The 24,305-nt window shown below is 67.5% G+C and carries 24 protein-coding genes and 1 tRNA gene; 14 read left to right on the top strand and 11 right to left on the bottom strand.

The window, feature by feature from the left end:
- Positions 1-113: 113 nt before the first annotated feature.
- Positions 114-410, bottom strand: coding sequence for a helix-turn-helix domain-containing protein (locus tag ACFPQ9_RS09960; RefSeq protein ID WP_380849927.1), 297 nt, complete (start codon positions 408-410; stop codon positions 114-116).
- Positions 411-599: 189 nt separating this feature from the next.
- Between ACFPQ9_RS09960 and ACFPQ9_RS09955 the strand changes: the two genes are divergently transcribed.
- Positions 600-1,445, top strand: coding sequence for a hypothetical protein (locus ACFPQ9_RS09955; RefSeq protein WP_380849924.1), 846 nt, complete (start codon positions 600-602; stop codon positions 1,443-1,445).
- A complete protein-coding gene (locus ACFPQ9_RS09950; protein WP_380849921.1) occupies positions 1,442-3,241 on the top strand; it encodes a hypothetical protein in 1,800 nt (599 codons plus the stop codon). The genes ACFPQ9_RS09955 and ACFPQ9_RS09950 overlap by 4 nt, the downstream gene beginning before the upstream one ends.
- 185 nt (positions 3,242-3,426) lie before the next feature.
- Here ACFPQ9_RS09950 and ACFPQ9_RS09945 read toward each other — a convergent pair.
- Positions 3,427-3,510: transfer RNA gene (locus ACFPQ9_RS09945), tRNA-Leu, on the bottom strand.
- Between the two features lie 505 nt (positions 3,511-4,015).
- Here ACFPQ9_RS09945 and ACFPQ9_RS09940 point away from each other — a divergent pair.
- From ACFPQ9_RS09940 to ACFPQ9_RS09900, 9 genes are all read left to right on the top strand, one after another.
- Entirely contained in the window at positions 4,016-4,897 is an 882-nt protein-coding gene (locus tag ACFPQ9_RS09940) for an FhaA domain-containing protein (RefSeq protein ID WP_380849918.1), read from the top strand.
- Positions 4,898-4,907: 10 nt separating this feature from the next.
- The gene (locus tag ACFPQ9_RS09935) at positions 4,908-5,423 is read left to right on the top strand and encodes an FHA domain-containing protein FhaB/FipA (RefSeq protein WP_190070995.1); all 516 of its coding nucleotides are present in this window, start codon (positions 4,908-4,910) and stop codon (positions 5,421-5,423) included.
- Positions 5,424-5,521: 98 nt separating this feature from the next.
- Positions 5,522-7,108 (top strand): Stp1/IreP family PP2C-type Ser/Thr phosphatase, encoded by a 1,587-nt coding sequence (locus ACFPQ9_RS09930; protein WP_380850087.1) that lies wholly within the window; start codon positions 5,522-5,524, stop codon positions 7,106-7,108.
- Positions 7,109-7,135: 27 nt separating this feature from the next.
- Positions 7,136-8,584, top strand: coding sequence for an FtsW/RodA/SpoVE family cell cycle protein (locus ACFPQ9_RS09925; RefSeq protein ID WP_380849913.1), 1,449 nt, complete (start codon positions 7,136-7,138; stop codon positions 8,582-8,584).
- Positions 8,581-10,056 (top strand): peptidoglycan D,D-transpeptidase FtsI family protein, encoded by a 1,476-nt coding sequence (locus tag ACFPQ9_RS09920; RefSeq protein WP_380849910.1) that lies wholly within the window; start codon positions 8,581-8,583, stop codon positions 10,054-10,056. Before ACFPQ9_RS09925 ends, ACFPQ9_RS09920 begins: the two co-directional genes overlap by 4 nt.
- Positions 10,057-10,225: 169 nt before the next feature.
- On the top strand, positions 10,226-12,241 hold the full coding sequence (gene pknB / locus ACFPQ9_RS09915) for a Stk1 family PASTA domain-containing Ser/Thr kinase (protein WP_380849907.1): 2,016 nt from the start codon (positions 10,226-10,228) through the stop codon (positions 12,239-12,241).
- A gap of 171 nt (positions 12,242-12,412) precedes the next feature.
- Positions 12,413-12,847: a hypothetical protein gene (locus ACFPQ9_RS09910; RefSeq protein WP_380849904.1), complete on the top strand. Its 435-nt coding sequence runs from the start codon at positions 12,413-12,415 to the stop codon at positions 12,845-12,847.
- A gap of 178 nt (positions 12,848-13,025) precedes the next feature.
- Positions 13,026-13,202 (top strand): hypothetical protein, encoded by a 177-nt coding sequence (locus ACFPQ9_RS09905; protein WP_380849901.1) that lies wholly within the window; start codon positions 13,026-13,028, stop codon positions 13,200-13,202.
- 80 nt (positions 13,203-13,282) lie between these two features.
- On the top strand, positions 13,283-14,074 hold the full coding sequence (locus ACFPQ9_RS09900) for a restriction endonuclease (protein WP_380849898.1): 792 nt from the start codon (positions 13,283-13,285) through the stop codon (positions 14,072-14,074).
- 65 nt (positions 14,075-14,139) lie between these two features.
- On the opposite strand, the gene ACFPQ9_RS09895 is transcribed toward ACFPQ9_RS09900, so the two are convergent.
- From ACFPQ9_RS09895 to ACFPQ9_RS09870, 6 genes are read right to left on the bottom strand one after another with little or no spacing between them, the layout of a single operon-like run.
- Positions 14,140-14,904: a class E sortase gene (locus ACFPQ9_RS09895; RefSeq protein ID WP_380849895.1), complete on the bottom strand. Its 765-nt coding sequence runs from the start codon at positions 14,902-14,904 to the stop codon at positions 14,140-14,142.
- A 13-nt stretch (positions 14,905-14,917) separates the two neighbouring features.
- Positions 14,918-16,102 carry a class E sortase gene (locus tag ACFPQ9_RS09890; RefSeq protein ID WP_380849892.1) on the bottom strand — a complete coding sequence of 395 codons (1,185 nt, stop codon included), beginning with the start codon at positions 16,100-16,102 and terminating at the stop codon, positions 14,918-14,920.
- Positions 16,099-16,737 carry an aminodeoxychorismate/anthranilate synthase component II gene (locus ACFPQ9_RS09885; protein ID WP_380849889.1) on the bottom strand — a complete coding sequence of 213 codons (639 nt, stop codon included), beginning with the start codon at positions 16,735-16,737 and terminating at the stop codon, positions 16,099-16,101. Before ACFPQ9_RS09885 ends, ACFPQ9_RS09890 begins: the two co-directional genes overlap by 4 nt.
- Positions 16,734-16,895 (bottom strand): hypothetical protein, encoded by a 162-nt coding sequence (locus ACFPQ9_RS09880; protein ID WP_380849886.1) that lies wholly within the window; start codon positions 16,893-16,895, stop codon positions 16,734-16,736. The genes ACFPQ9_RS09885 and ACFPQ9_RS09880 overlap by 4 nt, the downstream gene beginning before the upstream one ends.
- Positions 16,896-16,949: 54 nt before the next feature.
- Positions 16,950-17,660, bottom strand: a complete 711-nt coding sequence (locus ACFPQ9_RS09875; protein WP_380849884.1) for a class E sortase — start codon at positions 17,658-17,660, stop codon at positions 16,950-16,952.
- A gap of 18 nt (positions 17,661-17,678) precedes the next feature.
- Positions 17,679-18,455, bottom strand: a complete 777-nt coding sequence (locus ACFPQ9_RS09870; RefSeq protein WP_380849881.1) for a DUF881 domain-containing protein — start codon at positions 18,453-18,455, stop codon at positions 17,679-17,681.
- A gap of 139 nt (positions 18,456-18,594) precedes the next feature.
- Here ACFPQ9_RS09870 and crgA point away from each other — a divergent pair, with 139 nt between their 5' ends.
- A complete protein-coding gene (gene crgA, locus ACFPQ9_RS09865) occupies positions 18,595-18,849 on the top strand; it encodes a cell division protein CrgA (protein ID WP_380849878.1) in 255 nt (84 codons plus the stop codon).
- A 314-nt stretch (positions 18,850-19,163) separates the two neighbouring features.
- Here crgA and ACFPQ9_RS09860 read toward each other — a convergent pair whose 3' ends face one another.
- Both ACFPQ9_RS09860 and ACFPQ9_RS09855 read right to left on the bottom strand, forming a co-directional pair.
- A complete protein-coding gene (locus ACFPQ9_RS09860) occupies positions 19,164-20,048 on the bottom strand; it encodes a rhomboid family intramembrane serine protease (RefSeq protein ID WP_380850084.1) in 885 nt (294 codons plus the stop codon).
- A 102-nt stretch (positions 20,049-20,150) separates the two neighbouring features.
- Positions 20,151-20,684 (bottom strand): peptidylprolyl isomerase, encoded by a 534-nt coding sequence (locus ACFPQ9_RS09855; protein WP_380849875.1) that lies wholly within the window; start codon positions 20,682-20,684, stop codon positions 20,151-20,153.
- A 326-nt stretch (positions 20,685-21,010) separates the two neighbouring features.
- On the opposite strand from ACFPQ9_RS09855, the gene ACFPQ9_RS09850 reads away from it, so the two are divergent.
- A complete protein-coding gene (locus tag ACFPQ9_RS09850) occupies positions 21,011-21,724 on the top strand; it encodes a DUF5324 family protein (RefSeq protein ID WP_380849872.1) in 714 nt (237 codons plus the stop codon).
- Between the two features lie 124 nt (positions 21,725-21,848).
- Here ACFPQ9_RS09850 and ACFPQ9_RS09845 read toward each other — a convergent pair whose 3' ends face one another.
- Positions 21,849-22,505 (bottom strand): TetR/AcrR family transcriptional regulator, encoded by a 657-nt coding sequence (locus ACFPQ9_RS09845; RefSeq protein ID WP_380849869.1) that lies wholly within the window; start codon positions 22,503-22,505, stop codon positions 21,849-21,851.
- A 233-nt stretch (positions 22,506-22,738) separates the two neighbouring features.
- On the opposite strand from ACFPQ9_RS09845, the gene ACFPQ9_RS09840 reads away from it, so the two are divergent.
- Positions 22,739-24,289, top strand: a complete 1,551-nt coding sequence (locus ACFPQ9_RS09840) for an FAD-dependent monooxygenase (RefSeq protein WP_380849866.1) — start codon at positions 22,739-22,741, stop codon at positions 24,287-24,289.
- Positions 24,290-24,305: the final 16 nt, after the last annotated feature.

Below are 24,305 nucleotides of genomic sequence, written 5' to 3'. Positions count from 1 at the left end.
TCCGCGCCGCCGGTAGCGCGTTGCGAAATATGGTCCTGCCCTTCGCTCGAAGGGATGACCGCTTCGTGTTCAGCCTCGAACAGCCCTTCTTTCGACCTCAACGGCCTCGGTCGTCACACTTCCCGCCCCGGCCACAGGTCCACTTCCAGCGCCTTTTCCAGATTGGCGATGGTGAGCAGATCGGGCCAGGCCTCACCGGCCAGGGCCTTGGCAATCGTGTAACGGGCGACCCCGCTGCGCCGGGACAGCTCCGCGGCCGACCAACCTTTCTCGGCGATCGCCGCGTGGAGCCTGCCGGCCAGCGCCTGGGCGACACGCGCCCCGTGATGCTCCTCCATGACGGCCTCAGGCCACGCGCCGCTGGCGCAGTACGCGCGCGGCGGCAGTCGACGGGCATCTCCTTGGGGCATGAGGTGAAGTCTGACCCATCCGGTCCTCCCCGGTCGCGCGGGACTGCTGCCGCCGCTACATGTTATTCGAATAGCACCCCTCCTGCTGGGGTGCTGGTGTGGCGGCATGTGATGAGTCAGCGCATTGATTCCTATCGCCCGGCCGGCTCCCCCGCGGGGTGGAGCCGCGTCGGCGATGAAGTGCGCCGTGTGGTCCGTCTCGCGGACCCTCTCCTGCCCTACAAGGCCCGTGAACTACTCACTGCACTGGCCCAGTTGGCGCTCTTCTGCGACGGAGAAGGACTGCCCGCCAACGCCGAGGTATGGCTCTCCCGCGAAGCGATCGAAAGGTTCATCGCCGTCGGCTGTCCCCAGGTCGGCGACAGCACTCGGGGCAACTACCGCACCCGGCTCGTTCGTCTGCGCGAAGTCGTGATCGGCGGCGAATGCCGGACTGGGCAGCCGTCCAAGCTGTCGCCCTCCGTCGCCAACAGCCCGTACAGCCGCACTGAACTCGCGGATCTGTGGGGCTGGGCCGGTGGGCAACCCACCGAGGAGCTTCGCTGGGGGTGCAAGACGCTCATGGCACTCGGTCTGGGAGTCGGCCTCGATTCACCAGAGGTCATCCCCGTACGCGTCCATGATGTCCGCAGGACCTCCAGTGGCACCGGTCCAGTCGTCGTGGCCACTCGCGGAACCCGCAAGCGCGAGATCCTCTGCCGCCGTCCCTGGGAAGGCGTCCTGGCATCCGCTGCCGACCGGGTGGACACCACCGGCACCGCCCGCTACCTGTTCCGCCCCAACTGCGGCAGCCGCGGCACCAACACCGTCACGAACTTCCTGGCACGCACCCAACCGAGCGCGAACGTCCCCCGCCTGGTGATGGGCCGCCTGAGATCCACCTGGCTTGTCGAACTCTTCGAAGAGCGGCTCCCCATCACCGTCGTCGTGGCGGCTGCCGGCGTGGACACCCTCCACGGTCTTTCGCGCATCCTCCCGTACCTGCCCGCCGTCTCCGCCAACGAAGCGGCCCGCCTGCTGCGGGGCAGCCGATGACGGTCTCCCACGGGCTGCCCAGCGACCGGCACGAGCGACTGTTGGACATGCGCGCGGAGCGCCGACACATCAGCGATGCCGACGTCGAAACCGCAATCGAGGAGGTGGACGGCAGCGAACTCGTCGCACTGCTCGAGGAGTTCGTACACCTACCGCGGGGCCGGCGTCGCAGTCTGCACCTCAGAAGCCTCCTCATCGGCCTCTACCTGTGCACGCAGGACACCGGGGGAAAGATCGTCCTGGAACGAGTCACCGACATCCTGTACTTCCGCGTCTCCCCACGGGTGCGCGAGATGCTGGGCATCCCCGATTACGGCGACAGCGACCAGGGCTTCGAAGCTGCCTACGCGGTCGTCCGCCGGCTCTTCCACGCGATGAAGAACGCGATGAACCCGTCCCCGCTGCCACCCAACGGACACCTCTCCCGCGGCCAAGCCAACGCCCTGACCACTGCGGCAGACGTCGAAGACCTGGAAGAGCGCGAGCGCCGCCTGGCCCTGTTCACAGAGTTCGTCCTGGACGCATCCGTACGCCCTCTCCACAGCCTGCTGACGGAGCTGGCGGAGGTCTCTCTGGGTGTGGACGCCACCCCTGTCCGAACGTTCTCTCGCGGCCGCCGCACGAACGGACCAGAGCTCGCCACCGACCCGGACGCCGGCTGGTACGTGCGGGAGGGCGACCACAGGGATCCCGACGCACCGGTCGCCGAGTCCATGCGCCCGTCTCCGCCGCCCTCCAAGAAGGGAAAGCTCAAGCCTTCCCAAGACAGGCGAAAGACCTCGCTCAAGAAGAAGTACCTCTTCGGCTACGACGCCCACCTGATCGTGACCCGAGACGCCGAGCATGACGCCGTACTCCTCGACGACGGGACCCCCAACCCCAACGTGCTCCCGGCCCTGGTCCTCGGGGTCGCACTCGACAAGCCCGGTCAGCGCCCGGCCTACAACGGTCTGAAGGTCCTCAACCGACTCCGGGAGCGTGGATACAAACCTGGCTACCTTGCCGGCGACCGCGCCTACAACAACTCCGAGCCCGACGAGTGGCAGCTCCCCGTCCGGGCCATGGGCTTCAAGCCCGTCTACGACTACCGCGCAGACCAGCTCGGCAAGCAGGCGGGCGCACAGGGCGCGATCCTCGTCGAGGGCCGCTGGTACTGCCCCTCCATGCCCGAGCCACTCATCCAGGCCACCATCGACCTGCACGCCGATCGCATCGACCGGGAGACGTGGGTCCGATTGATCGCCGCCCGTCGCAGCTACCGCATCATGCCGAAAGAGAACGCCGACTCCGACGGCTACCAGCGGATGATGTGCCCCGCTCAGGCGGGCAAGGCCCAGTGCCCCATCAAGCCCCACACCATGGGTCGCGGCATCCACCTGCCCCTCATCGACCCGGAGCCCAGCCCCACCGGCCCGCTCAAGGTCTGCCGCCAGCGCACGATCACTGTGAGCCCCGAGGCCGGCGCCAAGCAGTGGCAGGCCCTGGACTACGGCGGCCCTGAATGGCAGCGGGTCTACTTCCGCCTCCGCAACAGCGTCGAGGGCTACAACGGCTACGCCAAGAACCCCCTCGCTGAGGGCATCGAGTCCGCCGGGTCCCGCCGCATCCGCGGCGTCGCGGCACAAACGATCCTGCTCGCCTTCCAACTGGCCCACGCAAACAGGCGCAAGATCAGGAAATGGCTGGACACGTTGTCGCTAGGCGGCGAGCGCCCACGCAGGCGCACCCACCACCGCCGGCAGACGAAAGTACCGAAGAGCTGGACCCCGACAGGCCACCTGGCACCAGCGGCATAGATCGCTTCGCCCGGCACTTCCACCACCACTGAGACAGGCCCCACCCGTGAGATAGCTCACGCGCGGGGCCTGCCGTATGCCCTGATCAGGCTGTGTGATGACTCACAACGATCATGGAAACGAGAAGCGGGCCCCTGCGGTGACTTCTGTCACCTACAGAGACCCGTTTCGTCGGTTTCTCAGAGTGCGCGAGGGGGGAGTTGAACCCCCACGCCCTTGCGGGCACTGGAACCTGAATCCAGCGCGTCTGCCTATTCCGCCACCCGCGCATTGGGTGTGTCCTCGGGGCCTTCCCTTGCGGTCCGGCGCCTTCCGACACCCAGAACATTAGCACGGCGGCCAGGGTGGGTTCACATCCCTTATCCGCAGGCAGCCGCCCGCCCAGGCCCGAGCTGGGGCCCACCAGCGCAGTCGGCGGCCGCCCCCGCACAGTGACCGATCCGCGGCGCCCCGCGCTCCGTATCAGGGAGTACCTGTTCACGTATCAACCTCGTACCGGTCCTGGGCATCTCCCCAGAAGCCGGTCGGGGTCCACAGTCAGGTGCGGGACACTGGTTTGCGGCCGCCTCTACGATCCATGGCAAGACTGTGTGCCGAAGGAGTTCGAAGCACAGCTCCGGAGGGAACTTCGAGGGCGTCGACACCCGTCGACCGGGCCGACAGGGGGAACCAGCCGATTTACCGGCGCGTGGATACGATCAGTAAGCAGTACCAGGTAAGGCAGTGCCCGCCCGGCGGGATGCAGGACGAAGCAGGCTACGGAGGAGGTGCCCCATGGGAGTCCTGAAGAAGTTCGAGCAGCGTCTCGAAGGTCTGGTCAACGGCACCTTCGCCAAGGTGTTCAAGTCCGAGGTCCAGCCGGTGGAGATCGCCGGAGCGCTCCAGCGCGAGTGCGACAACAACGCGACGATCTGGAACCGCGACCGGACCGTCGTACCCAATGACTTCATCGTGGAGCTGAGCACACCGGACTTCGAGCGGCTGAGCCCCTACTCCGGCCAGCTCGGCGACGAGCTCGCCGGCATGGTCCGCGACTACGCCAAGCAGCAGCGCTACACCTTCATGGGCCCGATCAAGGTGCACCTGGAGAAGGCCGACGATCTCGACACCGGCCTGTACCGCGTGCGCAGCCGCACCCTCGCCGGCTCCACCGACCAGCAGGCCGGCGGCCGGCCGGCGCCCGCACCCGCCGCCCCGGCCGGGCGGCCCGGTGGCCCCCAGGGCCAGGGCGGCTACGGCTATCCGCCGGCCGCCGCGCCCGCCGGCGCCCCGCCCATGCCGCCCGCGCCGCCGCCCGGCGGACGTCCCGGCGGCTACGGCTACCCGCAGCCCGCGGGCGGCCAGCGTCCTCCCGCCGCACCCGCGGCAGGCGGACGCACCCGCTACTGGATCGAGATCAACGGCACCCGCCATCAGATCTCCCGCGCCACGCTCGTGCTGGGCCGCAGCACCGACGCCGACGTGCGGATCGACGACCCCGGCGTCTCCCGCCGGCACTGCGAGATCCGGACCGGAACGCCCTCGACGATCCAGGATCTCGGGTCCACCAACGGCATCGTGGTGGACGGGCAGCACACCACCCGCGCTACGCTCCGCGACGGCTCGCGGATCGTCGTGGGCAGCACCACCATCATTTACCGGCAAGCCGAAGGGTGAAGCGGGGGCAATGTCAGAGCTGACCCTCACGGTCATGCGGCTGGGTTTCCTGGCCGTACTGTGGCTGTTCGTGATCGTGGCCGTGCAGGTCATCCGCAGCGACCTGTTCGGTACGCGTGTCACCCAGCGCGGGTCCAGGCGCGAGGCCGGACGCCAGCAGCAGGCCGCCCGGCAGGCGGCCGCGCCTCCGCAGCAGCGCGGCCAGCAGGGCGGCGGCCGCCAGCGCCGTAACGCTCCCTCGAAGCTGGTCGTGTCCGAGGGCACCCTCACCGGCACCACCGTCGCGCTCCAGGGCCAGACGATCACCCTGGGCCGGGCGCACGACAGCACGATCGTGCTGGACGACGACTACGCCTCCAGCAGGCATGCCAGGATCTACCCGGACCGCGACGGCCAGTGGATCGTCGAGGACCTGGGCTCCACCAACGGCACATACCTCGACCGAACGCGGCTGACGACCCCGACGCCGATTCCGCTGGGCGCGCCGATCCGCATCGGCAAGACCGTCATCGAGCTGCGGAAGTAGTGCTACATCATGAATGAGCGCGAGCGGAGCGAGCACGCAGCGGTGGCTCACACCACGGGCCCCGGCGCGCTCCCGACCGGAGGGTGGGCACCGTGCGGATGTACCCGGAGCCGACGGGCGAGGTGCGCATGAGTCTGTCACTGCGCTTCGCCGCCGGATCGCACAAAGGCATGATCCGGGAGGGCAACGAGGACTCCGGATACGCCGGACCCCGCCTGCTCGCCATCGCCGACGGCATGGGCGGCGCGGCCGCGGGCGAGGTCGCCTCCTCCGAGGCGATCTCCACCATCGTCGCCCTCGACGACGACGTCCCCGGCTCGGACATCCTCACCTCGCTCGGCACGGCCGTGCAGCGCGCCAACGACCAGCTGCGCTCGATGGTCGAGGAGGACCCGCAGCTGGAGGGCATGGGCACCACGCTCACCGCCCTGCTGTGGACCGGGCAGCGCCTCGGCCTCGTCCACGTCGGCGACTCCCGCGCCTACCTCCTGCGCGACGGTGTCCTCACCCAGATCACGCAGGACCACACCTGGGTGCAGCGGCTCGTCGACGAGGGCCGCATCACCGAGGAGGAGGCGACCACGCATCCGCAGCGCTCACTGCTGATGCGCGCCCTGGGCAGCGGCGACCACGTCGAGCCCGACCTGTCGATCCGTGAAGTCCGCGCCGGCGACCGGTACTTGATCTGCTCCGACGGCCTGTCCGGCGTCGTGTCCCACCAGACCCTGGAGGACACCCTCGCCAGCTACCAGGGCCCGCAGGAGACCGTGCAGGAGCTCATCCAGCTCGCGCTGCGCGGCGGCGGCCCCGACAACATCACCGTGATCGTCGCGGACGTCCTCGACCTGGACACCGGCGACACCCTCGCCGGGCAGCTGTCCGACACCCCGGTCGTGGTCGGCGCGGTCGCCGAGAACCAGCAGCACCACCCGCACGACAACGGCATCATGCAGACCCCGGCCGGACGCGCCTCCGGGCTCGGCCGCCAGGTGCCCGGACAGGGCGGCGGGGGCGGCGAGTTCGGCCCGCCCGGCTCCGGCGACACCACCGGCTACGCCCCGTCGGGCAGCTTCGGCGACTACACCGACGACGACTTCATCAAGCCCCGCACCGGCCGCAAGTGGCTCAAGAGGTCCTTCTACTCGGTCCTCGCGCTCGCCGTCATCGGCGGCGGACTGTACGGCGGCTGGCGCTGGACGCAGACGCAGTACTACGTCGGCACGAACGAGGAACACGTCGCCCTGTACCGCGGGATCAGCCAGGACCTGGCCTGGGTCTCGCTCTCGAAGGTGGAGAAGGACCACCCCGAGATCGAACTCAAGTACCTGCCGCCCTACCAGCAGAAGCTCGTCGAGGCGACCATCGCCGAGGGCGGTCTGAAGGACGCCCAGGCGAAGATCGACGAACTCCAGCTCCAGGCCACCGCGTGCAAGAAGCGGGCCGAGCAGCAGGCCGCGCAGAGCGAGCAGAACGCCAAGACCGGCGAGGGCGAGGCCGGAGGCACCACGGGAACCACCCGTACCTCTCTTACGTCCAAGGCGACGTCGACGCCGAATCCCTCGGCGTCGGGCAAGCCCCCGTCCTCGTCCCCCTCCACCTCCCCGACACCGACTGCGACGCCAAGCCCCGGCCCCACACTCTCGGAGGAAGAGCAGAAGGTCGTTTCGAACTGCGGTACGCAGTAGGCAAGCCGCGAGAGGCCCCGTCACACCATGAGCAGTACTACGAACTCGCCGACGCATCACACTTCCACGATCGGCGCGATCGGCGCGCCGAGCAGGCGCAACACCGAGCTCGCGCTGCTGGTGTTCGCGGTCGTCATCCCGGTCTTCGCCTACGCCAACGTCGGCCTGGCGCTCAACGACCAGGTACCGGCCGGCCTGCTGGGCTACGGAATCGGGCTCGGCCTGCTCGCGGGCATCGGCCATCTCGCCGTACGGAAATTCGCGCCGTACGCCGACCCGCTGATGCTGCCCCTGGCCACCCTGCTCAACGGCCTCGGCCTGGTCGTGATCTGGCGCCTCGACCAGTCGGAGAAGCTGCAGGCGAGCAAGACCTTCGTCGAGGCGGCCCCGCGCCAGTTGCTGTACTCCGCCCTGGGTGTCGGCCTGCTGGTGGCGGTGCTGATCTTCCTCAAGGACCACCGCGTCCTGCAGCGCTACACCTACATCTCCATGGCCACCGCGCTGGTCCTGCTCCTGCTGCCGCTCGTCCCCGGGCTCGGCGCCAACGTCTTCGGGGCCAAGATCTGGATCAAGATCCCCGGCCTCGGCACGGTCCAGCCCGGTGAGTTCGCCAAGATCGTCCTCGCCGTCTTCTTCGCCGGCTACCTCATGGTCAAGAGAGACGCCCTGGCCCTGGCCAGCCGCCGCTTCATGGGCCTGTACCTGCCGCGCGGACGCGACCTCGGCCCGATCATCGTCGTCTGGATGATCTCGATCCTCATCCTGATCTTCGAGACCGACCTCGGTACATCCCTGCTGTTCTTCGGGATGTTCGTCATCATGCTGTACGTCGCCACCGAGCGGACCAGCTGGATCGTGTTCGGTCTGCTGATGTCCGCGGTCGGCGCCGTCGGTGTGGCGAGCTTCGAGTCGCACATCCAGACGCGTGTGTCGGCCTGGCTCGACCCGATGCGCGAGTACACGCTCAGCCGCACCCCCAACGGCGACGGCCTCGTCCACTCCGAGCAGGCCATGCAGGCCCTGTGGGCCTTCGGCTCCGGCGGCACCCTCGGCACCGGCCTCGGCCAGGGCAACTCCGACCTCATCGGCTTCGCCGCCAACTCCGACTTCATCCTCGCCACCTTCGGCGAGGAACTCGGCCTGGCGGGCGTCATGGCGATCCTGCTGCTCTACGGGCTGATCGTCGAACGCGGCGTGCGCACGGCCCTCGCGGCCCGCGACCCCTTCGGCAAGCTGCTCGCCGTCGGCCTGTCCGGCGCCTTCGCCCTCCAGGTCTTCGTCGTGGCCGGCGGTGTCATGGGCCTCATCCCGCTGACCGGTATGACGCTGCCCTTCGTGGCGTACGGCGGTTCCTCCGTCATCGCCAACTGGGCACTGATCGGCATCCTGCTCCGCATCAGCGACACCGCACGCCGCCCCGCGCCCGCACCCGCGCCCAACCCCGACGCCGAGATGACCCAGGTGGTCCGTCCGTGAACAAGCCCCTACGCCGGATCGCGATCTTCTGCGGGCTGCTCGTCCTGGCCCTGCTCATCCGCGACAACTGGATCCAGTACGTCCAGGCGGACGAGCTCAGGACGGACAAGGCCAACCGCCGCGTCACCATCGAGCGCTACGGCACCCCGCGCGGCAACATCATCGTCGACGGCAAGGCCATCACCGGCTTCGCCGAGACCTCGGGCAGCGACTTCAAGTACAAGCGCACCTACACCAACGGACCCATGTGGGCCCCCGTCACCGGATACGCCTCGCAGGCCTTCGGCGCCAACCAGCTGGAGTCCATCGAGGACGGCATCCTCACCGGCAACGACGACCGGCTGTTCTTCCGCAACACCCTCGACATGCTCACCGGCAAGGAGAAGGAGGGCGGCAACGTCGTCACCACCCTCAACGCCGCCGCGCAGAAGGCCGCGTACGAGGGTCTGAAGGACCGCGGCAAGGGCGCGGTCGTGGCACTGGAGCCCTCCACCGGCAAGATCCTGGCGCTGGCGTCCTTCCCGTCGTACGACCCCTCGTCCTTCGCCGGCAACTCCACCACGACCGACTCCAAGGCGTGGACGGCGCTCCAGAAGAAGAACAACCCCGACGACCCGATGCTCAACCGGGCGCTGCGTGAGGTCTACCCGCCCGGCTCGACCTTCAAGGTCGTCACCGCCGCCGCAGCCCTGGAGCACGGGCTGTACACGGACGCCGACGCGAAGACGGACTCGCCGGACCCGTGGGTCATGGAAGGCACCACCACCAAGCTGCCGAACGAGGGCAACATCCCCTGCAAGAACGCGACCCTGCGCGTCGCCCTGCAGTACTCCTGCAACACCGTCTTCGGCAAGGTCGGCTCCGACCTCGGCAACGACAAGATGCTGGAGACGGCCAAGAAGTTCGGCTTCACCGAGGAGCAGTTCACCCCGACCCGCGCCAGCGCGTCGGTCTTCTCCGACGACATGAACCCCTCGCAGACGGCACTGTCCTCCATCGGCCAGTTCAACACCGCCGCGACGCCGCTCCAGATGGCCATGGTCGCCTCGGCCGTCGCCAACAACGGCACGCTGATGAAGCCGTACATGGTCGACGAGCTCCAGACCAACAACCTCGACGCCATCGAGAAGACCGACCCGGAGGAGATGAGCAAGCCGCTGTCGGCGGAGAACGCTCAGAAGCTCCAGTCCATGATGGAGACGGTCGTCGAGGACGGCACGGGCAAGAACGCCCAGATCAGCGGCGCGAAGGTGGGCGGCAAGACCGGTACCGCCCAGCACGGCGTGGACAACAGCGAGAACCCCTACGCGTGGTTCATCTCCTACGCCAAGCTCGGCGACGGCAGCTCGCCGGTTGCCGTGGCCGTCGTGGTGGAGGACCAGAACGCGGTCCGCGACGACATCTCCGGTGGCGGCCTCGCCGCACCCATCGCCAAGAGCGTGATGGAGGCGGTCATCAAGAGCAAGAAGTGAACCTGCTCACGTCCCCTTCACATCGGTGCACGTTGCGATACCGGTCCTGTATCGGGTTACGGGCTTGGCCAGGTCACACAAGATGAGCCGGGTACGGTATGCCCGGACGGCACACCGACCCACCCACAAGGGTGAGGTCGGGACCGACGGAGAGGGCTGGTAGGTAGCTATGGAAGAGCCGCGTCGCCTCGGCGGCCGGTACGAGCTGGGCCAGGTGCTCGGCCGTGGTGGCATGGCGGAGGTCTACCTCGCGCATGACACCCGGCTCGGCCGCACCGTGGCGGTGAAGACGCTGCGCGCGGACCTCGCTCGCGACCCGTCCTTCCAGGCCCGGTTCCGCCGGGAGGCCCAGTCGGCCGCCTCGCTCAACCATCCCGCGATCGTGGCGGTCTACGACACGGGCGAGGACTACATCGACAACGTGTCGATCCCGTACATCGTCATGGAGTACGTGGACGGCTCGACGCTCCGTGAGCTGCTTCACTCCGGCCGCAAGCTGCTGCCGGAGCGCGCCATGGAGATGACGATCGGCATCCTCCAGGGTCTGGAGTACGCCCACCGCAGCGGCATCGTCCACCGCGACATCAAGCCCGCGAACGTCATGCTGACCCGCAACGGCCAGGTCAAGGTGATGGACTTCGGCATCGCCCGCGCCATGGGCGACTCCGGCATGACGATGACGCAGACCGCGGCGGTCATCGGCACCGCGCAGTACCTGTCGCCGGAGCAGGCGAAGGGCGAGCAGGTGGACGCGAGGTCCGACCTCTACTCGACCGGCTGTCTGCTCTACGAGCTCCTGACCGTACGGCCCCCCTTCGTCGGCGACTCTCCGGTGGCCGTGGCCTACCAGCACGTCCGCGAGGAGGCCCAGGCCCCGTCGGTCTTCGACCCCGAGATCACGCCCGAAATGGACGCGATCGTACTGAAGGCCCTGACGAAGGACCCCAACTACCGCTACCAGTCGGCCGACGAGATGCGCGCCGACATCGAGGCATGCCTCGACGGCCAGCCCGTCGCCGCCACCGCGGCCATGGGTTCGGTGGGCTACGGCGGCTACCCGGACGACCAGCCGACCACGGCCCTGCGCGCCCAGGACGCCGGCGCCACGTCGATGCTGCCGCCCATGAACCCGGACGACGGCGGCTACGGCTACGACGACCGCCCGGACCGACGCCGCCAGAAGAAGTCCAACACCTCCACCATCCTGTTGGCGGTCGCGGCCATCCTGGTCCTCGTCGGCGCGATCCTCATCGGCAAGTGGGTCTTCGACGGGAACAACGCCAGCAACAGCCAGGTGGCTGTGCCGAGCCTGGTCGGTGAGACGAAGGAAAGCGCACAGGACCTGCTCAGCAACATCGATCTCAAGCTGGGCGAGATCACTCCGAAGGAGTGCGCGAACCAGCCCAAGGACAAGATCTGCGAGCAGACCCCCGCGGCCAAGTCCAAGGTCGACAAGGGCTCCACCGTCGACATCGTGGTGTCCACGGGCGCGCCGAAGGTGACGGTGCCGAGCGTGATCGGCCTGAGCCTGGACGAGGCCAAGTCGAAGCTGGAAGCCGGCGACTACGAGTTCGAGGTCAAGACGGAGACACGTGAGGTCTCCTCCGACGAACCGGGCACCGTCCTCGACCAGGACCCGAGCCGTGGCGAGGAAGTGGAGAAGGGCTCGACCATCACCCTCACCATCGCCAAGGAGGAGGAGAAGGCCACGGTGCCGGACGTCCTCGGCAAGTCCTGTGACGAGGCGACGGCGCAGATGGAGGCCAATGATCTGGTCGGCACCTGCACCGAGGTGGACACCCAGGACCCGAACCAGGTCGGCAAGGTCATCGCGACCACGCCGTCGGCCGGCACCCAAGCCGACAAGGGCGACACGGTGACCATCCAGATCGGCAAGCAGGCCCAGCAGCAGCAAGTCACGGTCCCGACCGTGACCCAGCTGTCGCTCAAGGACGCCAAGAAGGCCTTGGAGCAGGCGGGCCTCTCGGTCGGTCAGATCAGCGGTTCCCAGGACGACAACGCCGTGGTCCTCAGCCAGGACCCGCAGCCGAACACCCAGGTCGCCCAGGGCACCGCGGTCAACCTGGTCGCCTTCGGCCAGGGCGGCAACAACAACGGCGGCGGCGACAACGGCGGACAGATCTTCGGCGGCGTGACCGGAACATCGGCCCGCACGGAGGACTGACCCCGAACCTCATGAGTGAGGCCCCGGTGTCCTGAGCAGGGCACCGGGGCCCTTACCTTTCGCTGTGGGCCCGGGACCTGTACACACCCCAAGTTCATCGAGTGTTTGTGCTATTGTCAGGTCCACATCATCCCATGCGCATCACCTTTCACACGGGGAGAAAAACCGCAGATGCTCAAGACCCGCACAGCCACCGTCCTCGGCACCATCGCCGCAGCCACCATGCTCACCATCACCACAGCCTCCGCCGCCGACGGCCACCAGCACGCCACCGCCGTCGCCGGTCCCGACTGGGATGAATTCATGTGCGACGACGCCGTCGGCGCTCGCGCCTGCTTCTTCCACGACGGCGACTGGTTCTCGATCGAGGACCGCGACAAGGACGGCCACTCCGCAGTCGTCAAGTGGAAGATCAGCACCTCCTACAACGGCCCCGCCGTTCGCTCCGGATACATCTGGAACACCTCCGGCAACGACACCGTCCGCTACATGAACAAGGACTTCCCCGAGCTCTACGACGTCTACTTCTACGCCTGCGAAGGCAACTGGAGCACCAAGACGATCATCCAGGGAAGCTGCGGCACCGGCCAGTCCGGCCTGGCCTAGCAACACCACGGGCATGCGCACGGACCCGGCCCTGAACGCCCAACACTTCGTCCACTACGCCGGATAACTGTGCGCATGCCGATCGTGTCTTCACATTTCATGACTCGTTGATCGGGTGGGGTGGGGGCTCAGAACCCCGCCCCGGCCATACGGCCACACCGCGATCGAGGGGCAGAACGTGATCAACGAATCGGCACTGCTGGAATCCAAGAGCCTGCGCGACAGCGTGCTGGAACGAACCGATGTGCTCGACAGAGTGAAGGCCCTGTCACTGCTGCCGGACGGGATGCATGTGACGACGGCGATGGTGGCGACGTACTTCGAAGTCGCCGAGAAGTCATCAACAACCTGCTGAACCGCCACCGGCAGGAGCTCGAGGCCAATGGACTGCGAGTACTTCGTGGGCCTGAGCTGCGAGAGTTTAAGGAACTCAACTTGAGTTTCTATCGGAGCGGTTATCCACAGCCCCGCTCCAGCCTGGCCATCTGGTCCCGCCGCGCCGTCCTCAACGTCGCCATGCTCCTCCGCGACAGCGAAGTCGCACGTCAGGTGCGTGTGTACCTCCTCGACATGGAGTACCTGGCCCGCACACAGCCTGTGGAAAACTCAGCCCCCACCGACGACACGTCCCTCGACGACCGCATCGACCAACGCATCACCCACATCCTCGGCAAGACCGTCGTCCCCATGTTCAACGCCCTGATCGAAACGTCGGGCGAGCACCGCAAGGAACTGATCGCCCTCCGGGCGGGCGTCCAGCGCATCGAGCGACGCCTCCACCAGCACCACGCCCGACTGCAGAGGCTCGAAGGGGTACGAGACGACCGGCCCGCCGTCGGAGTCATGGCCGCCATGGACGCCATGCACGGCCGCACCTTCGAGCACCACATCGCCAAACTCCTCCGCCGCGACGGCTGCACCAACGTCGTCGTGCAGGGCGGCCACGGAGACCGGGGCGTCGACATCATCGCGCTCACGGCCGACGGACGACGACTCGTCGCCCAATGCAAAAGGTTCGCGCCCTACCTGAACATCACCAGCCCCGAGGTCCAGAAGTTCATCGGGGCGGGGAAGGTTCTGCACAACGCGGAAGTGGCGCTCTACGTGGCGACGTGCCCCTTCACCCCGGAGGCCCTGACCATCGCCGCCCAAGCCGGCATCACCGCGGTGCACCGTGGACTGCTCGAGGGCTGGAGCGCAGGGGAACCGCTGACGGTCCTGGAGTAATCACGACCAGACGCACAGAGGCCCGAAGCCGCAAAGGTTGGTTGCGGCTTCGGGCCTCCGTCATGTTAGCCGCGCAGCTCCTCCGGCAGCGTCCGTTCCTCGTCCACCTTGTCCACCCGCTCCAGTTCGCCCCACACGACGTATCGGTAGCGGCTCGTGTACACCGGCGTGCACGTCGTCAGGGTGATGTAGTGGCCCGCCTTCGTCCTGCCCGATTCCTTCGGGATGTCCGAGAGGACCTGGACGTTGTACTTCGACGTCTCGGGAAGGACGGCGTAGACCTTGTAGACGTACCACTTGTCCTTCGTCTCGAAGACGATCGGGTCGCCCTTCTTGAGCTTGTGGATGTTGTGGAACTTCGCCCCATGGCCGTCCCGGTGCGCCGCGAGGGAGAAGTTCCCCTTCTTGTCCGAGGCCGGAAGGGTCGCCTTGACCGGGTCGGTGTAGTAGCCGGCGACACCGTCGTTGAGGATCGACGACGTCGTGCCCTTCTCCACCAGAATGTCGCCCTTGGTCATCGCGGGGACATGCAGGAACCCGATGCCGTTCTTGGCGTCGTACTCGGCGGGACGACCGGAGTCCCCGTCCTGGTGGGCCCAGATGTCACGGACCTTGTCCGCCTGTTTGTCCGCCGCCCGGTCGGCGATCACGTTCGTCCACCACAGCGAGTACACGACGAACAGGCCCAGCACCAGGCCCGCCGTGATGAGGAGTTCGCCGAAGACGCTGACGGCCATCGCGATCCGGCCCATGCGCCGACGGCGCACCGGGGGACGTCGTGAGGCGGGCGCGGCCGTGTGGTCTTCCGTGCCCTCGGTGGTCGCTGCCACTTTTCATCTGCCCTTAACTGACGAGCGCATCCGGCTTGCCCTTGCTGCGCGGCCGTTCCTCGACCATCTTGCCCCAGACGATCAACCGGTACTTACTGGTGAACTCCGGCGTGCACGTGGTGAGTGTGATGTAGCGGCCCGCCTTGGTGAAACCCGACCCCGGCGGAACCGGCTCCAGCACACTCACATTGCTCGGCGACGTCACCGGAAGAATCGACGCCATCTTGTACACGAAGTACTTGTCCTGCGTCTCCACCACGATCTCGTCGCCCTGGGCGAGCCGGTTGATGTAGCGGAACGGTTCACCGTGTGTGTTGCGATGCCCGGCCAGACCGAAGTTCCCGGTCTTGTCACCCGGCATCGCCGTCTTCAGCTTGCCCTCGCCGTAGTGACCGACCATCCCCCGGTCGAGCACCTTCTTGTTGCTGATGCCCTCCGCGATCGGCACCACGACATCCAGCTTCGGAATGTGCAGGATCGCGAAACCCTGCCCCGGCTCGAACGTCCCCGGGTTGCGCTTGCCGTTGGCCCAGTCGTCCTGGAGGCTGCTGGCCTCCTTGTCCGCCTGCGCATGCGCCCGGACATTGGTCCACCACAGCTGGTAACTCACGAACAGCAGCATCAGCACGCCGGTCGTGATGAACACCTCACCGATCGCCCGGCTGGCGACGGTGGCCGGGCTGGCCTTGCGCGCCCTGGCCTGCCTGCGGGCCTCCACGCGGGAGAGGGGAGCAGCGGACTGCTCCTCCGAGCCCGACTCGGCAGCCTCCGACGCTTGACGGGTGCCCCCATGACGCCCGTGACGCCGCTTGGCGGCCTTTCTCCGGGCCGCACGGCCACCCGTCGGGGATCCAGCGGCCGAAGCGGCGGAGGAGGCGGCAGAAGGCCTCATGGACTCGCCGGCGGACGGTGGGGCCGAAACCCGCAGGGCTACGGTCTCGTCGTCCGCCGGGGGTATGTACGGCTCGGCATACGGCTCGGCATACGGCTGCTCGCCATAGGACTGATCGCCATAAGCCTGCTGACCGTAAGCCTGTGTGACGTAACTCTCCCCGCCGTACCACTCCCCAAGCGCACCAGAACCCTCGTACGGCTGCTGCCCGTACGAGGTCCCCTGGTCGCCGGCGTCGCCGTAGGAATCCGTGAAGGACTCCCCGTACGCGGCGCCGGACTCGCGCTCAGGGCGCAGGGCGGTCACGCCGATGCCCTGCCCACCACCGGGGCGAGCCCCACCGACCTCGCCACCGCGCCCTCGTCACCGCACTCCACCAGCCAGTTGGCCAGCATCCGATGCCCGTGCTCGGTCAGCACCGACTCCGGATGGAACTGGACACCCTCGACCGGAAGTTCACGGTGCCGCAGCCCCATGATGATGCCGTCGTGGGTGCGCGCGGTGACCTCCAGGTCAGCCGGCACCGTGACCGGCTCCGCCGCCAGAGAGTGATAGCGAGTCGCCGTGAAAGGCGACGGCAGACCGGCGAAGACACCCTTGCCCCCGTGCTCCACCAACGAGGTCTTGCCGTGCAGCAGCTCCGGCGCACGGTCCACCACACCGCCGTACGCCACCTGCATCGACTGCATACCGAGACACACACCGAAGACCGGCACCCCCGTCGAGGCGCAGTGCCGCACCATCTCGACGCAGACTCCGGCCTCCTCGGGCGTACCGGGGCCCGGCGACAGCAGAACGCCGTCGAAGCCGTCCTGGGCATGCGTGGTCGACACCTCGTCGTTGCGCAGCACCTCACACTCGGCGCCCAGCTGATAGAGGTACTGGACCAGGTTGAAGACGAAGCTGTCGTAGTTGTCCACGACAAGAATGCGCGCGCTCACTGGTTGTCCACCGTCACATCGTTGAAGGGCAGGAGCGGTTCGGCCCACGGGAAGACGTAGTTGAACAGGACGTAGACCACGGCCATGACCAGCGCGAGCGAGAGCAGCGCCTTCAGCCACGCATTCCCCGGCAGATGCCGCCAGATCCAGCCGTACATGCCGTCCCTTCCGTCGCACCACGGCACTCAGACTCACGCCGTACAGCCAACAGACTAACGGCGCAACGCCTCCGGTTTCCCAGCCTCCACAGGCTGCGTGGAGTCCAGGTGAGCCCACACGATCAGCCGATGACTGTGCCCCCACTCGGGATCGCACGTGGTCAGCGTCAGATAGCGGCCTTCACGCGTGTACCCCGACTTACGGGGCACAGGGTCAATCACCTCAACGTCGGAGGGCAGGGTTTTGTAGGGGCCTTTGTCGATCCGATACGTGAACCAGGTCGTCCCGTCCGTCAGCACCACCGCGTCACCGGCCCGCAGCCGGGGAAAGTCCTTGAACGGATCGCCGTACGTGCGCCGATGACCCGCGACGGAGAAGTTGCCCCTCTGACCGAGCTGGGCGGTGTTCGCGTAGTGGCCGAGACCCTTCTTCAGGGTCTTGGTCGCGGTGCCTTCGAGCACCGGCTTGTTCCACGTGAAACCAAGCCGCGGGATGTACATGATCGCGAAGGCCCTGTCCGCCGCGTACGGCGCCGGTTTCGGCGGGCTCACGGTCGCACCCGGACTCGCCGCCGCACCGCCGGGAACCGTGTCCGTCGGGCGCACCGCACCCCGCGCCCACTGCTCCTGCAACTGGTCGATCTGGTCGTCCATGACGTTGTCGGCCTTCACACCCGTCCAGAAAAGTACATAGACGACGAAAAGGACGATCACGGTGCCGACGGTGATACACAGTTCGCTGACGGTCCTCACGACGACGCGCACCGGCAGCTCCAGGGAAGATCACTCCACGGGCTTGGCGTATTGCAGATCCACTGTGCCCGAGTAGCCCGGCAGAGTCACCGTCCCGTCCTCCGTGACTTTCCAACCGAGGCCGTACACATTCACGTAGACCATGTAGTTCTGGATCGCCGTCGACGCAGCGAGCGCCTGCTGCATCTTCTCCGGGTCACCCACCGCAGTGATCTTGTACGGCGGCGAGTAGACCCGCCCCTGGAGGATCAGCGTGTTACCCACACAGCGCACGGCGCTGGTGGAGATCAGCCGCTGATCCATGACCTTGATGCCCTTGGCACCGCTCTGCCACAACGCGTTGACCACGGCCTGCAGGTCCTGCTGATGGATCACCAAATAGTCGGGCTGCGGCTCGGGATACCCCGGAAGCTTGGCCGTGGCATCCGGCGGGGCGTCATTCAGCGTGACCGAAATGGCCTCACCCGTCAGCTTCTGAGTGCCCGCGTTGTGCTCCAGCGCCGCGAGCTTGTCGTCCTCGGCCTTGGTACTGCCATCGTCCCGCTCCGCCAGCGCCTCCACGTCATCACGCAGCGACGCGTTCACATCATCGAGCTCACCGTTCTCACGACTGCGCTCATGGATCAGGTCCGAAAGCTTCAGCAGCGAGGCATCCGTACGGATATCAGTGCCTTTGGCAGTATTGAAACTGGTGAAGAAGATCAGCCCGGCGAGAGCGAAGACCGCCGCCGTGAGCACCCGCACCGGCCGGAAACGGCTACGGGCAGGGCTGGATCCCGTTGGGGGAGAGTCGGCAGAATTGCTCAACGTACCCTTATCTCCTTCGGCGCCGCGGAAGCACTACGCTAACGGACGCCCGGGGGAGCCATCAGAGTCCCCTTGTACACCCCCCGAGCCCGACCAGTTCCCTGCGCGGCCACGCAGCGCATCGACAGGAGAGACCCTCGTGCCGAAGTCACGTATCCGCAAGAAGGCCGACTACACGCCGCCGCCGTCGAAGCAGGCGGCCGCCATCAAGCTGAACAGCCGCTCCTGGGTCGCGCCCGTGATGCTGGCCATGTTCGTCCTCGGCCTGGCATGGATCGTCGTCTTCTACGTGACGAACGGTTCGCTGCCCATCGAGGCGCTGGGCAACTGGAACATCGTGGTGGGCTTCGGCTTCATCGCCGCCGGATTCGGCGTCTCCACCCAGTGGAAGTAGCGCCCGAACCGTCGGCCACCTCGCGGTGAACGCAGCTCTGCCCAGGGCTATCCGCTGAGTTATCCACAGCTTGCAGCAATTTCCACAAGTCGGCTGGGGAAAAGAAAGACGATCTGTGGATAACCCATCGGACGTTGACGCCGGTATGACTGCCACACCGGCCACCCGAGAGCACTCCGAACACTTGTACGCCCCCTGTCTGACCTGCGAGAACATGGGTCAAAGGCAGGGGGCGTGAGTATCCCCACACCGTACGCACAAGATCCGCCACACGCTGTGGACAACAGGGCCGCTCACGTGGATAACGTCCTGGCTCAGGTGAGCTGGACCGTCCTCAGCACGGTCATCAGCGCCACCGCGGCCAGGACCAGCGCACATGTGCCGTACTGCACCAGGGCTCGGTGCTCACGCGGGGCGTGGACCATGGCGTAGCCGATGACGACGCCGGCCACGAGGCCGCCGATGTGGGCCTGCCAGGCGATGTTGCTCCAGCCGAAGGTGAAGATGAGGTTGATCACCAGCAGGGCGATGATCGGGCGCATGTCGTACTGGAGCCGGCGCATCAGCACGGCGGTCGCGCCGAAGAGACCGAAGATGGCGCCGGAGGCGCCGAGGGATGCCTGGGTGGGGGCGGCGAGCAGATAGGTGAGTGCGCTGCCGGCCAGGCCGGAGCAGATGTAGAGCGTGAGATAGCGGGCGCGGCCGAGGGCGGCTTCCAGGGGTCCGCCGAGCCACCAGAGGCTGAGCATGTTGAAGGCGATGTGCCAGATTTCCTCGTGGGTGAACATCGAGGTCACCAGGCGGTACCACTCGCCTGTGGCGACGCCCTCGGCGGGTGTGAAGGGGGCCGGTGGCCACTCGCCTCGCAGGACGAGGTCGTAGAGCAGGGCATCGCTCGTCTGGACGGCGATGAAGACGGCGAGGTTGATCCCGATGAGGATCTTGGTGAGGAGCCGGGGGTCGGCGGCGATGGTGCCGCCGGCGATCGTGCGGGGCTGGGCGGCGGTGGGGGCGTGACCGGTGCCGGAGCCGTCGCGGACGCAGTCGGGGCATTGGAAGCCGACGGAGGCGCTGACCATGCATTCGGGGCAGATGGGCCGTTCGCAGCGGGTGCAGCGGATGCCGGTCTCGCGGTCCGGGTGGCGGTAGCAGCCGGGCAGGTTCTGCGCGTCCTGTGGGCTGCCGGCCGACTGGTCCATGAGGTCCCCTAGGTCGTCGTACGCGATGCACGTCCTCATGCACCGCCCCGCTCATCCTTACGGACGAGCGGGGCGTTTGGTTCCCTGTGGGAGGTGTCGGACTCAGCCCTCGCGGGTCTCCACGACGACCGACTCGATGACGACGTCGTTCACGGGACGGTCGGTGCGCGGGTTCGTCTGCGCGGTCGCGATGGCGTCGATGACCTTCTGGCTGGCGCCGTCGTTGACCTCGCCGAAGATGGTGTGCTTGCGGTTCAGCCACGTCGTGGGGGCGACGGTGATGAAGAACTGCGAGCCGTTGGTGCCCGGGCCGGCGTTGGCCATGGCCAGCAGGTAGGGCTTGTCGAACGAGAGGTCCGGGTGGAACTCGTCCTGGAACTGGTAACCGGGGCCGCCGGTGCCGTTGCCCAGCGGGTCGCCGCCCTGGATCATGAAGCCGCTGATGACCCGGTGGAAGACCGTGCCGTCGTAGAGCTTGGCCGTGGACTTCTCTCCGGTGGCGGGGTTCGTCCACTCACGCTCACCCTGGGCGAGTTCGACGAAGTTCTTGACCGTGATCGGCGCGTGGTTCGGGAGGAGCCGGACCTCGATGTCGCCTTGGTTGGTCTTCAGGGTGGCGTAAAGCTGCTCAGCCACGATCTGCCTTCCGTTGTCTTCCTGTGACCCCCCGATCCTCGCACGGTCTGCGGGATCCGTCGCCCGCCACTCGTTCACGGGCGCGCAACCGGGGGCTTCTGCGGCAGAAATGTGGGTGAGTGGGTCCTTGGCGGGGGCGCGCGGCGGCGAACCGTGGCATTGTCGACGACAAGCCACCGTTGAATCGCATTGGTCCGGTATTGGGTTTGATCAAGCCTATCGGCACCCATATGCCCGCCCGCACATGCCGCGGAGCGCTCCGGCAGGCATGATCCGTAAAAGGGTGGAAAGTCGAAATACCGTACGCCACCGAGGAGGAGGATCCCGTGACCCGCATCGACAGCGTGCGCGCCGCGACCGGCTCGGCGAAGGACAGCGTGCTGCACGCCGCGGAAGTGGTGGCGCCCTACGCCGACACCGCCAAGGACAGGGCCGCACTGTATGCGCACGAGGCACGCGTACGGCTGGCGCCGATGGTGTCGCAGGCCACCGATCAGGCCCGCGCCCAGGCTCGTCTGCAGTACGACGCGCATCTCGCGCCGCGGCTGGAGCAGGCTCTTACGCATGTGCCGCCGAAGGTCGACCTGGCCGCTCATGAGGCTGCTGTCCGTACTCGCAAGGCTGCCCGGCAGGCGGCCGACTACTCACGGCCGAGGATCGAGCAGGCGGTCGCCGCGGCCGGGCCTGTGCGTGACGAGGCCGCCGCGCGTGGTGCGGCGGCGTTGGCCGCGTTGCGCGGTCAGGTTTCGCCGCAGGAGATTCAGCGGCTGGTCCGTAGGCATGAGCGGCGGGCGAGGGCCGGCCGTGTGGTGAAGGTGCTGGCTGTGCTGGGTGTCCTGGCGGGCGGTGCCGTGGCGGCGTGGAAGTGGTGGGACAAGCAGGCCAACCCGGATTGGCTGGTCGAGCCGCCTGCTGCGACCGAGGTGCCTGAGTCGAACCGTCTGACGTCCGTGGACGGCAGCGGTCAGGACGGCTTGGACCCGGAGGTCCAGGCGAAGGAGGCCGAGGAGGAGGCTGCGCGGCGGGACGAGGGCCGGTGATGGACCAGGGCCCGGTGATGGACCAGGGCCGGTGACCTGAGGGTTTTCCCTTTCATCTTCATCGACGAGTGGTGTGCGACCCGTGCGGCGGGCGTGCACCACTTTGTCGTTCGTTGCCGCGCTGTCAGGTGTCGGCGATGATCGCCTCGCCGAGGGCGGCCATGGAGTCGGCGAGTTGGTCCATCCACGCGGAGACGGGTCTGCCGCCCTCGGATTGGAGGGCGACGAAGGCGCCGTCGTAGCCGGCCATTCCGAAGGGGGCGAGGGTCTCGGCGATCTTGTCGGCGGTCTCTTCGCCGACGCTCTGGAAGGACGAGCGGATCATGTGGGCCATGTAGGCGCGTCCTTCGTCGCGGACGGCGATGACGGTCTGCAGTGCTTCGGGCGCTTCTGCCGCTTCGCGGCTCATGACCAGGACGAGGAGCAGGCGTAGGAATTCCTCGCCGTCTTCCATGACTTCGCCGGTTCGGCGGAGGTACCAGTGGAGCCGTTCGCGGGGGGTGCCGTCTTGTGGGGGGTCGCGGTGGGCGTCGCGCATGGCGGCGAAGAAGTGGTGGGCGCCCTGTTCCATGACGGCGGAGAGCAGTCCGGCTTTGGATGAGAAGTGGTGGTAGAAGGCGCTCTTGGGCAGGCCGGTCTCTTTGACGAGTGCCGACATGGATGTGCCGGCGTAGCCGCGTAGGGACATCACGCGGGCGGCCGCGTCCAGGATCTCCTGCCGTGACCGGCGGCCGCGGCGGTTGCTGCGTGGTTCCGGCGCGGGCGTCTCGATCGTGTCCACTTTCCGGAGTTTAGGCGACGCCGGAGTGTGCTTTCGCGGTGGGACGCCGTGGCGACGGGGCTGTGGGCGGGGCTGGTGCTCGCCGTGTGCGGGAAATCGGTGGCCGGAATCTCTTGACGGGTTACGGAGGGGCGTTGTTACCTTCGGAATGTACCGACCGATCGGTCCAATACTTGGTGGATCGGTTCTCTTCTTCCTCCCTCGCGTCCGGGCCTGACCCACGGAGCCAGCGCATGACCAAGAGATACGCGGATGTCGCGATTGTCGGCTACGGCCCGACCGGTGTGATCGCCGCACTCACCCTCGCCCGATACGGCATCTCCGCCGTCGCCTTCGAACGGGACCGGGACATCTACCCCCGGGCGCGTGCCGTGACGGTGAACGACTGGACGATGCGGATCTTCCAGGACCTCGGCATCGACGAGCGCGTCGAGAAGGTGATCGACCCGCAGCGGGCGCTGCGCTGGGTGACCTACGACCGTACGGAGATCATGCGGATCGAGCATCCGCCGTCCACCCTGGGCCGCGCTCCGCGCTTCTACAACATCTACCAGCCGACGATGGAGGCCGAGCTGCGCGCGGCCGTGCGGGAGCGCTACGACGACCTGGTCACCGTCCACTACGGCGACGAGGTCACCGGCATCGAGCAGGACGCCGACGGTGTCACCGTCACCTCGGTGGCCGACGGTGCGACCCGCACCATACGGGCCCGGTATGCCATCGGTGCGGACGGCGGCAGCAGCGCGACCCGTGGCCGTATCGGCTGCAAGCTGCTCGGCGACACCGACAACGTCACCTGGGTGGTCGTCGACTGCCATGTGAAGCGGTGGTGGCCGGACCGCGACTTCCTGACCTTCTGGTCCGACAAGGAGCGCCCCGTCGTCGACATCGCCTTGTCCGCGGGCCATCACCGGTGGGAGATCCCGCTCAAGCCCGACGAGACCCCGGCGGACTATCCGACCGCCGCCGAGGTGTGGCCTCTGCTGAAGGCGCTCGGCGTGTCCGAGGACGATGTCGAGATCCACCAGCACGCCTTCTACCAGCATCACGTGCGGATGGCCGACACCTTCCGCCAGGGGCGGGTCTTCCTGGCCGGTGACGCGGCGCATCTGATGCCGCCGTGGGCCGGCGCGGGCATGCAGACCGGCATGCGCGACGCGCACAACCTGGGCTGGAAGCTGGCCCGTGTGCTCAAGGGCGAGCTGCCCGAGAGCTGGCTGGACACCTACGAGGCGGAGCGGCGCCCGAGTGCCGCCTTCTACACGGGTCTCGCGATCGGCCTGGGCCAGGTGATCAAGCAGGAGCTCTCCGAGGAGGAGCAGGCCGCGATGAACGCGGTGCCCGAGAACACGGTCACCCCGTTCGAGCCGCCGCTGACCGCTCCGCCGGTCCTCGCGGGCGGCTGGATGCGTGGTGAGACCGGTGACGCCAGCGTCATCGGCCGAATGATCCCGCAGCCGATCACCGGTGACACCGCCGGCCGGATGGCCCGCCTGGACGATCATCTGGGCCACCACTTCGTGCTGCTCGGCGACGACGTCGACCCGGCGACGCTGCTGTCGGCCGAGGAGAGGGCCGGCTGGGACGCGCTCGGGGCCCACTACCGCGCGGTGCGTCCGAAGACCTCGCACACCGAGGGGCCGGACGAGCTGGTCGATCTGGACGAGGTCGTCCTGCCCTGGATGCGCCGTTACGGGGCCCGTGTCATCGCGGTCCGTCCGGACCGGTTCGTGGCTGCCGCCGACACCCACGGCCTCGCCGTGCCCGCCGTCGGAGAGTTCTGAGAGTGAGGAGTAGAGA

This window comes from Streptomyces coerulescens, assembly GCF_042657965.1.
GTDB classification, from domain to species: Bacteria; Actinomycetota; Actinomycetes; order Streptomycetales; family Streptomycetaceae; genus Streptomyces; species Streptomyces coerulescens.
This window is presented reverse-complemented; position numbering and strand designations above follow the sequence as displayed.